This window comes from Jeotgalibacillus haloalkalitolerans, assembly GCF_034427455.1.
Classification (GTDB): Bacteria; Bacillota; Bacilli; order Bacillales; family Jeotgalibacillaceae; genus Jeotgalibacillus; species Jeotgalibacillus haloalkalitolerans.
Window position 1 is genome coordinate 143,346 of record NZ_JAXQNN010000007.1, and the last position, 11,173, is coordinate 154,518.

The following is an 11,173-nucleotide window of genomic DNA, read 5'->3' on the forward strand; positions in this document are numbered from 1 at the left end:
ATATATGTAAGGGTTTTCCGACTGCAAATATTTTTTGCATCTGACCCAATCAATACTTAATATATTAGGAGGTTTATTATGATTCCTTACAAGCATGAGCCGTTTACTGATTTTTCAGTAAAAGAAAACAAAAAAGCATTCGAAGACGGTATGAAAACCGTTGAAGGATATTTAGGGCAGGATTATCCGCTGATCATTGATGGCCAGCGTGTTGTGACTGAAGATAAAATTGTCTCATATAACCCTGCAAAGAAGGACGAAGTTGTAGGCCGTGTATCAAAAGCGAACCAGGAGCTTGCTGAGAAAGCAATGCAGGCTGCAGATGAAGCGTTCAAAACGTGGAGAAAAGTGAAGCCTGAAGTACGTGCTGATATTCTTTTCCGGGCAGCTGCGATCGTCAGACGACGCAAGCACGAGTTCTCTGCACTGCTTGTCAAGGAAGCTGGTAAGCCTTGGAATGAAGCGGATGCTGACACAGCAGAAGCAATAGATTTCATGGAATACTATGGCCGCGAAATGCGTGCGATGAAAGAAGGTAAGAAAGTTGAAAGCCGTCCTGGCGAATTCAACCAGTACCATTACATTCCACTTGGTGTGGGTGTTGTCATCTCACCATGGAACTTCGCATTTGCAATCATGGCGGGGACTGCAGTTGCAGCAATGGTAACAGGGAACACTGTTCTTCTGAAGCCTGCTTCAACAACGCCAGTCGTTGCAGCGAAATTTGTAGAGGTGCTTGAAGAGGCCGGTATGCCTAAAGGGGTAGTCAACTACATCCCTGGCAGCGGAAAAGAAGTGGGCGACTACCTTGTAGATCACCCGAGAACACGCTTTATCTCTTTCACAGGATCTCGTGATGTAGGAACACGCATTTATGAAAGAGCTGCAAAAGTGCAGGATGGTCAGGTATGGCTGAAGCGCGTGATCGTTGAGATGGGCGGAAAAGATACAATCGTTGTTGACAGTGAAGCGGATCTTGAACTAGCTGCACAGTCAATTGTTAAATCAGCATTTGGCTTCAGCGGACAGAAATGTTCTGCATGTTCAAGAGCAGTTGTACTTGAAGATGTGTATGACCAGGTACTTGACCGCGTAGTAGAATTAACGAAAGAACTATCCCTTGGTGAAACAAAATCTCCTGATACCTTCATGGGACCTGTAATTGATCAGGCTGCATTTGATAAGATTATGGGGTATATTGATATTGGTAAAGAAGAAGGACGTCTTGTTGCAGGTGGCGAAGGCGACAGCAGCAAAGGATTCTTCATCAAGCCAACTGTATTCGCAGACGTTGATCCGAAAGCGCGTATCATGCAGGAAGAAATTTTCGGACCGGTTGTTGCATTTACAAAAGCCAAGACTTTTGACGAAGCAATTGATATTGCAAACGACACTGAATACGGCCTGACAGGTGCTGTAATTACAAATAACCGCATGCACCAGGAACAGGCACGTGAAGATTTCCATGTGGGTAACCTGTACTTCAACCGCGGCTGTACTGGCGCGATTGTAGGCTACCAGCCATTTGGTGGATTCGATATGTCCGGTACAGATTCAAAAGCTGGCGGACCGGATTACCTGACACTTCACATGCAGGCAAAAACAACTTCAGAAATGCTTTAAGCTTTAAACACTAAGCCGGCAGGTAAGAGATTGTGCAGATTCGTCTGTACCGAAAATGGGCAAACAATGCCAGTCTCTTCCTGCCCTTTTTTATTAGGAGGAATATAAAAATGGTTAACTCAACATCAATTATTGAAAAAACAGAGCGCTATGGTGCAAACAACTATCATCCGCTGCCAATCGTGATCTCAGAAGCAGAAGGCGTGTGGGTAAAGGACCCTGAAGGCAATAAATATATGGATATGCTGAGTGCATACTCTGCAGTCAACCAGGGACACCGTCATCCGAAAATCATCCAGGCATTAAAAGATCAGGCTGACCGCGTTACACTGACTTCACGTGCTTTTCATAATGATCAGCTGGCTCCGTGGTATGAATTAATCTGCGAATTGTCAGGTAAGGAAATGGCACTTCCAATGAACACCGGTGCCGAAGCAGTAGAAACGGCAGTAAAAACTGCACGACGCTGGGCTTATGAAGTAAAGGGTGTTGAAAAAGATCAGGCTGAGATTATTGCATGCCACGGCAACTTCCACGGTCGTACAATGACAGCGGTCTCTCTTTCATCTGAAGAAGAATATCAGCGTGGATTCGGTCCGATGCTGCCAGGTATCAAGCTGATTCCATACGGTGATCTTGAAGCACTTGAGCAGGCGATCACAAAAAACACTGCTGCTTTCTTAATTGAACCAATCCAGGGAGAAGCGGGAATCGTGTTCCCACCAAAAGGATTCCTGAAGGCTGCAAAAGAATTGTGTGAAAAGCACAATGTCCTGTTTATTGCTGATGAAATTCAGGCCGGACTTTGCCGCTCAGGTAAAATGTTTGCGTGCGAATGGGAAAATGTGAATCCTGATATGTACATCCTTGGAAAAGCACTTGGCGGAGGCGTGTTCCCGATCTCATGTGTAGTTGCAGACAAAGATGTACTGGGCGTATTCAACCCGGGCTCACACGGATCTACATTCGGCGGAAATCCAATGGCATGCGCTGTGTCGATCGCATCACTTGAGGTACTGAAAGAAGAAAAGCTTGCAGAGCGTTCACTTGAAATGGGTCAATACTTTATGGACGCATTAAAGAAAATTGATAACCCGATGATTAAGGAAATCCGTGGAAGCGGACTGTTTATCGGAATGGAACTTAAAGAGCCTGCGAGAAAGTATTGTGAAGAATTAAAGCAGGAAGGACTGCTTTGTAAAGAAACGCATGAAACAGTGATCCGTTTCGCTCCGCCACTTGTGATTTCAAAAGAAGAACTGGACTGGGCAATCGAAAAAATCACACGCGTTCTTTCTTAAAGTTTTGTTAACAAAACCGTCGTCTTCATACGCTGGTTGTGTTACAATAATGCCGATTCATACTATTGAAATAAAAGAGGCGAACAATAATCATGGCAGAAAATTTGAATCTCTTTACGTCTACACAAGAGGTTATTCACGAAGCACTGACAAAAATGGGGTACGATGATGCAGTTTTTGAACTGATGAAAGAACCAATGCGCCTTCTGACTGTGCGTATGCCTGTCCGTATGGATGATGGCAGTACGCGTGTATTCACCGGATACCGCGCACAGCACAACGATTCTGTCGGTCCGACAAAAGGCGGCGTACGCTTCCACCCGGATGTGGATGAAGAAGAAGTTAAGGCACTTTCAATGTGGATGACGCTGAAATGTGGAATTGTTGATCTTCCATATGGCGGCGGTAAAGGCGGAATCATTTGTGATCCTAGAACAATGTCAATGGGAGAGCTGGAACGATTGAGCCGTGCATATGTACGTGCAATCAGTCAGATCGTGGGACCTACAAAGGATATTCCTGCACCTGACGTGTACACAAACTCTCAGATTATGGCGTGGATGATGGATGAGTATAGCCGAATTGATGAATTCAACAACCCTGGTTTTATCACTGGGAAGCCAATCGTACTCGGTGGTTCACAGGGACGTGAAAAAGCAACTGCACAAGGGGTAACAATTTGTATTGACCAGGCTGCAAAAAAACGCGGCATTGATATTAAAGGCGCACGTGTCGTCGTTCAGGGATTTGGTAATGCAGGAAGCTTCCTTGCGAAATTCATGCATGATGCCGGTGCAAAAGTCATCGCGATTTCTGATGCGCATGGTGCGATTCATGATCCTGACGGGCTCGATATCGACTATCTGCTTGATCGCAGAGACAGCTTCGGTACAGTCACAACACTATTTGAAAACACATTAACAAATGAAGAGCTGCTTGAAATTGAATGTGATATTCTTGTTCCTGCTGCTGTTTCCAATCAGATTACTGCAAAAAATGTAGATAACATTAAAGCGTCTATCGTTGTTGAAGCTGCAAATGGACCTACAACACTTGAAGCAACAAACCGTCTGAATGAACGCGGCGTTCTGCTTGTGCCTGACGTACTGGCGAGTGCCGGCGGTGTAACTGTATCTTATTTTGAATGGGTACAGAACAATCAGGGCTACTACTGGACTGAAGAAGAAGTCAATGAAAAGCTTGAAAAGAAGCTGGTTGACTCATTCAATCAGGTATATGACCTGTCACAAAGCAGACGTGTGAACATGCGTCTTGCTGCTTATATGGTAGGTGTACGTAAATCAGCTGAAGCAAGCCGTTTCAGAGGCTGGGTATAATCATTATATTTTACAGAGGGTTGCCTGACATGCAGGCAACCCTTTGTTTATGTTTACCAACTAGCTATTGAAGACTAAACCGTTGCCGGATCTCTCTCTTCGATGGGAGCCGGCTCCCAAGATTTAAATAATAATCCCAGGTTAATCAGTCCTGCAATTCCGACCAGTCCATATACCAGTCGTGCGCCTGCTGATTCAACTCCGCCAAAAATTGCTGCTACTGCATCAAATTCAAAAAATCCAACTAATCCCCAGTTCAGTGCGCCAATCACTGTTAAAACCAATGCGATTCTCTGGACCGTGTGCATGATATCCCTCCTTTACAATGGAATTGTTTTATTATTTGCGATCCGCACCTTCTCTATTCCACTCAAGCATCTCAATTGCATTCAGCGGAATCATCAAAGATAATGAATAGTGGACAGAACAACAGAAGGAGGTTTTCACAATGGATACATTTACTTTTTATAATCCGGTGAAACTGATTTTCGGAAAAGACCAGACAGAACAATTAAAAGAAGAAGTTCCTAAATACGGCAAAAAAGTACTGATGGTATATGGTGGAGGCAGTATTAAAAAGAATGGCCTTTACGATCAGATCACAGGTCTGCTGAAAGAAATCGATGCAGAAGTGTTTGAACTGTCAGGTGTTGAACCTAACCCTCGTCTGACTACAGCTGAAAAAGGGATCGAGATTGCGAAGAAAGAAAATATCGACTTTATCCTTGCAGTAGGTGGCGGAAGTGTCATTGACTGCACGAAGCTGATCGCAGCAGGTGCAAAATATGACGGCGCTGCATGGGACCTTGTTACAAAGAAAGCATTCGCAAGCGAAGCACTGCCTTTTGGTACAGTACTGACACTTGCAGCGACAGGCTCTGAAATGAATGCAGGATCTGTTATCACAAATGAAGAAACACAGGAAAAGTATGGCTGGGGAAGCCCTGCAACATTCCCTCAGTTCTCAATTCTTGATCCACAAAACACATTTACAGTGCCGAAGGATCAGACAATCTACGGCATGGTAGATATGATGAGTCACTTATTTGAGCAGTATTATCACAATGTCTCCAATACACCAGTGCAGGACCGCTTGATTGAAAGTGTTCTTCGTACAGTCATTGAAACAGCACCGAAGCTTGTCAATGATCTTGAAAATTACGAACTGCGCGAAACGATCCTGTACAGCGGGACACTTGCGTTAAATGGCATGCTTCAGATGGGTTACAGAGGAGACTGGGCATCACACAATATCGAACATGCTGTATCAGCTGTATACGATATCCCGCATGCCGGCGGTCTTGCTATCCTGTTCCCGAACTGGATGAAGCACAACCTTGAAGTAAACGAGGCGCGCTTTGCCCAAATGGCAGTCCGCGTATTTGACGTAGACCCTGAAGGTAAATCTGACCGTGAAATCGGAGAAGAAGGCATTCAGCGCCTGCGTGAATTCTGGACAGAAATCGGCGCACCATCAACACTTGCCGACTACGACATCAACGACGAAAAAGTCGACCTGATGGCAGACAAAGCAATGGTTAACGGTGAGTTCGGTAACTTTAAGAAATTAAATAAAGATGATGTTGTGAAGATTCTTACTGCGTCACTTTAAATGATAATGAACACATTAAATAGGCTTTATTAAAATGAGCTGTTGATTTCCGCTTCAGGGGGACGCTTTCCATGGCCGGGCGGTGAGCCAGCAGGCTTCGCCATGCTCCGTCTCACCTGTCCCTTCCTGCCATAGGAGTCGCCCCCTTTTGCTCCAATCAACAGCTGTGCAGTAACAATGATGGATTTTAATAAAGCCTTTTAAAATTGAGTACTATGCTGATTCATCGGTATAGTACTCTTTTTTATTAGATAATCTCAGGTTGATTGGAGCGTAAGGCGGGGACTCCGGGGCGGTAAAGCGGGATAGCCGAGACCCCGGAAGACGAAGTCTGAGGAGGCTTGGCGACCGCCGCCCGGAAAGCCTCCGCCTGAAGCGGAAATCAACCGTTCTGTTATCACTTTCCAATTTTCAAAAAAGAAATCAACTTTTTTCAAAATGAATCCGTTTACAATCAGGACCTTTCTTGATTCTCTTATAGACATCATATAAAGTGAAGAAAGATAAAACTAAGGAGGATAAAACGATATGACATCAATTCGTTTTGATTATTCAAATGCACTTGAATTTTTCGGTGAACATGAACTGACGTATCTGCAGGGTGCTGTCAAGCAGGCTCATGATGCACTACACGAAGGAACAGGTGCAGGAAGCGACTTTTTAGGATGGGTAGATCTTCCGGTTAACTACGATAAAGAGGAATTCTCACGTATTCAGCAGTCAGCAGAAAAAATCCGTAAAGATTCTGACGTACTATTAGTAATTGGGATCGGCGGTTCATATCTTGGCGCACGTGCTGCGCTTGAAATGCTGAACCACAGCTTTTACAATGCGTTATCAAAAGATCAGAGAAAATCACCACAGGTTCTATTCGTTGGTAACAACATCAGCTCTACATACATGAGAGACCTGATGGATCTGCTGGAAGGAAAAGATTTCTCAATTAACGTGATTTCAAAGTCAGGTACAACGACTGAACCTGCGATTGCTTTCCGTATCTTCAGAAAGATGCTTGAAGAAAAGTATGGTAAAGAAGAAGCGAAATCGCGCATTTATGCAACAACTGATAAAGAAAAAGGTGCACTGAAAACTCTTGCATCTGAAGAAGGCTTTGAAACATTCGTTGTACCTGACGATGTTGGCGGCCGCTATTCTGTACTGACAGCAGTTGGACTGCTGCCAATTGCAGCTGCAGGGATCGATATTGAAGCAATGATGAAGGGTGCTGCTGATGCGCGCGAAGAATACAGTTCTTCTGAGCTTTCAGATAATAGCGCTTATCAATATGCTGCAATCCGTAATATCCTTTATAACAAAGGTAAAACAGTAGAAATGCTCATTAACTATGAGCCGGGTCTTCAGTATTTCAACGAATGGTGGAAGCAGCTGTTTGGAGAAAGTGAAGGGAAGGATCTGAAAGGGATTTTCCCTGCATCAGCAAACTTCTCTACAGACCTGCATTCGCTTGGTCAGTATGTACAGGAAGGACGCCGCGACATCTTTGAAACAGTTGTGAAGGTGAAAAATCCGCGTCATGAACTGACGATCGAAGAGGCTGAAAGTGATCTTGACGGACTGAACTACCTTGCGGGTGAAACAGTAGACTTTGTAAATAACAAAGCGTTCGAAGGAACACTGCTTGCGCACACTGACGGCGGAGTACCGAATCTGATTCTTGAAATCCCTGCAATGGATGCTTATACATTCGGCTATATGGTGTATTTCTTCGAAAAGGCATGCGCAGTAAGTGGCTACCTGCTTGGAGTGAACCCATTTGACCAGCCTGGTGTTGAAGCTTACAAAGTAAATATGTTTGCATTACTTGGAAAGCCTGGCTTTGAAGAGAAGAAAGCTGAGCTTGAAAAACGTTTGAAGTAAACTTTTAAGGCTGCCTGTCATGGGCAGCCTTTTTGCATACATTTAAATACTAATGGATACCCTACATTTAAAAGGAGTGTGGGATATGCATACATTTCAATCATCGATAGAGGGAAAAGAATTTCCACTTATACTGCTTGAGGATCGTCTTAAAAAAGAAGGCTATGTAATTGGAGGTGGCTGGGAATATGACCATGGACACTTTGATTTACTGCTGAATCAGGAAGGGGAATACCTGTATCTCAGACTTCCGTTTGAAGCAGAAGGGGGAGAGCTCGATAAGGATGACAGCACAGTCAGAATGCTTCAGCCATTTCTGTTGTGTCATCAATATGATCCTGACCGGGACCAGGACGCTTCATCCGGTGCGGTATCTGCTGCTTTCAACCAATTTCAATCACCTGAAAATAAAGATGCTCAGCTTTCCTCGGAGCAAATTGATCAGGGACAGGCAGCGCTTGAAAGAGCGGAGAGACTTCTCAGTTAGGCTGATGCTGACTAAGAAGTGCTTCTCCGATCACCCGCTTTGTCAGGACAATTGAATCCGCACCAGCTGAGATTGCCTGTTCTTTTAACTGAGTTGAAATCAGTTCTGCCACACATCTGATTGAAGGATTCATCTGCTTAGCCGTCAGAATCGTTAAGACTGTATGTGTATCAGCAGCTTCTTCATTCAGGTGCTGATCTGCAGTAATAATAATCTCCTTCGCTTTTTCAACACATGCTTTCTGCAAAACAGAAGACTGATAGGCTGTTCCTTTTATAAAATCAACCTGCTTCTGATCATACATAGGGTGTGTACTCAATGACTGATCAATAATAATGGCATCTTCATCGAGGCGGGAAAGGATATAGTAGGCTCTTGCATTCCATCCCACAACAATAATATGATCTGACTTTGAAACAGCAGCCGCACCTTCTCTGACTGACTGCTGTGAGCGGAGTATAAGTGCTGCAAACATAAAAAAGTAACTTGAGAGTAAACCTGCACCTATAACGAGAAGAGCGGCGGCAAGTATTCTTCCTTCAGCACTGGCAGGTACAAGATCCCCATAGCCCAGTGTTGAGATTGTTACAAGCGCCCACCACCATCCATCCCCCACAGTTTTAAACGTTTGCGGTTCAATAATAAAAGCCAGAATTCCACCGGAAAATATTAAAAAAAGCAGAGCAGAAATTAAAAAAATCCATTTTGGCAGCCTGCTTATATGCTGGATTATCATCAGTCTTCACCTCAGCATTAGTATTGCCTTCCAGTGAATTATTTTATTCCGCCCACTATTGCACGATTGATTTTAAACGGTATAATAGTCTTTGCACGGGGCTATAGTTCAGTGGGAGAATGCTTCACTGGCAGTGAAGAGGTCAGGGGTTCGAATCCCCTTAGCTCCATAATAAAAGACCCTGGAAGCACACTGGCTTCAAGGGTCTTCTTTATGTGAAATCGTATTTCAAATGTATGGTTATATTCCTCATATTATCTCGATTCAATCTCCACGCCTTCCACGCTGTCCATTGAAGAAATCAGGCTATAGAGATCAGTCACGCTTTGTTTGATAGGTATAGATGCAGTCAGTTCCACCATATGCAGCTTTTCTTTTGTGTCCTTTAATCTCATCTGCTCGATCATAACACCTTCATTTTTCAAGTCCCCAAGCAGCTTTTTGCCACTTGCCGGAGTCGTCAGGATCACTTTAATATATATTTCTTTTTGTCTGAAGTGGCTTGGTCCTGTCCATTTCAAAATGAATGGAATCAACTCAACGCTCACAATAATTAAAATGACACCCAGCGTCGCCTCTATATAAAAGCCGGCACCGACAGCAATCCCAACCCCGGCAGCACCCCAGATAATTGCTGCAGTCGTAAGGCCCGATATGGTATCATTTCCTCTGTGTAAAATAACGCCTGCTCCCAAAAATCCAATACCGGATACAATCTGAGCAGCAAGTCTGAGAGGGTCCATCGTAATATTCACTTCATTATCACCGCTGAATGAATAAGCGGACTCAATAGAAACAATCGTTAAAAGACAGCTTGCAATTGAAATCACTAAGCTGGTTTTCAGTCCTACAGGTTTCTTTTTCAGTTCACGTTCAATTCCGATCACTAACCCAAGAACCGCAGTAATCCCCAGTTTGATTAAAAGTTCTTCATTAAACATTTACAGCACCCCCTTGAATTAATTGATTGAATCGATCAAAGTAAGGATATGGCAGTGCTTCACTATATTATACAGCGGCAGAGGAGTTTACACTATGCAATTCGGAGAGAAGCTAGCTCCATTAGCAATCATCATAGGTGTCATTACTGTTTCGTTTTCAGCGATCCTGGTCAAGCTGTCATCAGGTGAACCGGGAGTCATTGCATTTTACAGAATGTTTTTCAGTGCATGCATTCTATTGCCTTTCTTTTTAAAAGGACATCTAAAAGAAGTTAAGCTATTAAATAAGAAAGACTGGATTGTCACGACAGCTGCCGGTGCTTTTTTAGCATTCCATTTCATTTTATGGTTTGAATCACTTCAGTATACTTCTGTCGCAAGTTCGACAGTGCTCGTTACAATGCAGCCGCTGTTTGCATTTGCTGGTGCATACTTTTTATTTAATGAGAAAATATCATCACGCGCTGTCATTGCAGCAGTTGCAGCAATTTCAGGAAGTATCTTAATCGGTATTGGAGATCTTCAGGTGAGCGGGATGGCACTATTCGGAGATATCCTTGCACTCATTTCCTGTGCGTTTGTAACAGGTTATCTGTTATTCGGTCAAAGTGTACGTAAACACTTGTCACTGACTACTTATACTTTTATTGTTTATACAATTAGCGCAATCGTTCTTTTCGTATATGTACTGATAAAAGGTGAATCCCTCGGGCCGTTTGAAACTAATGAATGGATTATCTTCTTAAGCCTTGCAATTCTTCCAACATTGTTTGGACATTCACTTTTCAATTGGGCAATCAAATGGGTGAGTACAACCGTCATCTCCATGGCGATTCTTTTTGAGCCGGTTGGTGCTGCGATATTTGCTTACTTTATATTGGATGAAACACTTGGGGCGGAACAATTAACAGGAGGGCTGATTATCCTGCTGAGTCTCGGATTCTTTGTATTAACGATTAAGAGAATAAAAGTTTCTTAAACAAGTTTTTAAGTTTTTTTGAAAAAGGTATTGCGCGATATTAAATGCCGTGATATATTATTACCTGTCCTTAAGAGACGCGAGAGAAAATCGCTCGACACAATGAATTGAATTTCTTCAAAAAAGTGTTGACTCGACAAGGAAAAAGAGATATGATGATTAAGTCGCTCGAGTGAGAAATCGCGCAGGGTGAACGAAGTAATTGAACCTTGAAAACTAAACAACCAAACGTCAACGTTTAAGATTTTTAGTCTTTTTCGAAACAAAAAGACAATGAGC

10 protein-coding genes and 1 tRNA gene are annotated in these 11,173 nt (G+C 43.4%); 8 read left to right on the plus strand and 3 right to left on the minus strand.

Going from position 1 to position 11,173, the window contains the following annotated elements:
* Positions 1 to 75: 75 nt before the first annotated feature.
* The 3 genes from pruA (at position 76) to UFB30_RS15540 (ending at position 4,261) form a co-directional block, all read left to right on the plus strand.
* Positions 76 to 1,623, plus strand: coding sequence for an L-glutamate gamma-semialdehyde dehydrogenase (pruA, locus tag UFB30_RS15530; RefSeq protein ID WP_322422622.1), 1,548 nt, complete (start codon positions 76 to 78; stop codon positions 1,621 to 1,623).
* A gap of 110 nt (positions 1,624 to 1,733) precedes the next feature.
* On the plus strand, positions 1,734 to 2,924 hold the full coding sequence (locus UFB30_RS15535) for an ornithine--oxo-acid transaminase (RefSeq protein ID WP_322422610.1): 1,191 nt from the start codon (positions 1,734 to 1,736) through the stop codon (positions 2,922 to 2,924).
* A 92-nt stretch (positions 2,925 to 3,016) separates the two neighbouring features.
* A complete protein-coding gene (locus UFB30_RS15540; protein ID WP_322422611.1) occupies positions 3,017 to 4,261 on the plus strand; it encodes a Glu/Leu/Phe/Val family dehydrogenase in 1,245 nt (414 codons plus the stop codon).
* Positions 4,262 to 4,335: 74 nt separating this feature from the next.
* Here the strand turns inward: UFB30_RS15540 and UFB30_RS15545 are convergent, their stop codons facing one another.
* On the minus strand, positions 4,336 to 4,569 hold the full coding sequence (locus UFB30_RS15545; RefSeq protein ID WP_322422612.1) for a DUF378 domain-containing protein: 234 nt from the start codon (positions 4,567 to 4,569) through the stop codon (positions 4,336 to 4,338).
* A gap of 140 nt (positions 4,570 to 4,709) precedes the next feature.
* On the opposite strand from UFB30_RS15545, the gene UFB30_RS15550 reads away from it, so the two are divergent.
* The 3 genes from UFB30_RS15550 (at position 4,710) to UFB30_RS15560 (ending at position 8,238) form a co-directional block, all read left to right on the plus strand.
* On the plus strand, positions 4,710 to 5,873 hold the full coding sequence (locus UFB30_RS15550; RefSeq protein WP_322422613.1) for an iron-containing alcohol dehydrogenase: 1,164 nt from the start codon (positions 4,710 to 4,712) through the stop codon (positions 5,871 to 5,873).
* Positions 5,874 to 6,401: 528 nt separating this feature from the next.
* Entirely contained in the window at positions 6,402 to 7,751 is a 1,350-nt protein-coding gene (locus UFB30_RS15555) for a glucose-6-phosphate isomerase (RefSeq protein WP_322422614.1), read from the plus strand.
* Positions 7,752 to 7,836: 85 nt separating this feature from the next.
* Positions 7,837 to 8,238: a YugN family protein gene (locus UFB30_RS15560; protein ID WP_322422615.1), complete on the plus strand. Its 402-nt coding sequence runs from the start codon at positions 7,837 to 7,839 to the stop codon at positions 8,236 to 8,238.
* On the opposite strand, the gene UFB30_RS15565 is transcribed toward UFB30_RS15560, so the two are convergent.
* Entirely contained in the window at positions 8,231 to 8,974 is a 744-nt protein-coding gene (locus tag UFB30_RS15565; RefSeq protein ID WP_322422616.1) for a potassium channel family protein, read from the minus strand. The genes UFB30_RS15560 and UFB30_RS15565 overlap by 8 nt on opposite strands.
* Positions 8,975 to 9,071: 97 nt before the next feature.
* Here UFB30_RS15565 and UFB30_RS15570 point away from each other — a divergent pair.
* Positions 9,072 to 9,143: transfer RNA gene (locus tag UFB30_RS15570), tRNA-Ala, on the plus strand.
* Between the two features lie 85 nt (positions 9,144 to 9,228).
* Here the strand turns inward: UFB30_RS15570 and UFB30_RS15575 are convergent.
* On the minus strand, positions 9,229 to 9,915 hold the full coding sequence (locus UFB30_RS15575) for an MgtC/SapB family protein (RefSeq protein WP_322422617.1): 687 nt from the start codon (positions 9,913 to 9,915) through the stop codon (positions 9,229 to 9,231).
* A 94-nt stretch (positions 9,916 to 10,009) separates the two neighbouring features.
* On the opposite strand from UFB30_RS15575, the gene UFB30_RS15580 reads away from it, so the two are divergent.
* Complete coding sequence (locus UFB30_RS15580; RefSeq protein WP_322422618.1) at positions 10,010 to 10,894, plus strand: DMT family transporter; 885 nt, start codon at positions 10,010 to 10,012, stop codon at positions 10,892 to 10,894.
* Positions 10,895 to 11,173: the final 279 nt, after the last annotated feature.

What these genes read in the sequence shown, in the direction of transcription:
- UFB30_RS15535 (WP_322422610.1), top strand. Translation starts at nt 1,734, where the DNA reads ATGGTTAACTCAACATCAATTATTGAAAAAACAGAGCGCTATGGTGCA.
- UFB30_RS15560 (WP_322422615.1), top strand. Translation starts at nt 7,837, where the DNA reads ATGCATACATTTCAATCATCGATAGAGGGAAAAGAATTTCCACTTATA.
- UFB30_RS15580 (WP_322422618.1), top strand. Translation starts at nt 10,010, where the DNA reads ATGCAATTCGGAGAGAAGCTAGCTCCATTAGCAATCATCATAGGTGTC.
- UFB30_RS15555 (WP_322422614.1), top strand. Translation starts at nt 6,402, where the DNA reads ATGACATCAATTCGTTTTGATTATTCAAATGCACTTGAATTTTTCGGT.
- UFB30_RS15540 (WP_322422611.1), top strand. Translation starts at nt 3,017, where the DNA reads ATGGCAGAAAATTTGAATCTCTTTACGTCTACACAAGAGGTTATTCAC.
- UFB30_RS15575 (WP_322422617.1), bottom strand. Translation starts at nt 9,915, where the DNA reads ATGTTTAATGAAGAACTTTTAATCAAACTGGGGATTACTGCGGTTCTT.
- UFB30_RS15550 (WP_322422613.1), top strand. Translation starts at nt 4,710, where the DNA reads ATGGATACATTTACTTTTTATAATCCGGTGAAACTGATTTTCGGAAAA.
- UFB30_RS15545 (WP_322422612.1), bottom strand. Translation starts at nt 4,569, where the DNA reads ATGCACACGGTCCAGAGAATCGCATTGGTTTTAACAGTGATTGGCGCA.
- UFB30_RS15565 (WP_322422616.1), bottom strand. Translation starts at nt 8,974, where the DNA reads ATGATAATCCAGCATATAAGCAGGCTGCCAAAATGGATTTTTTTAATT.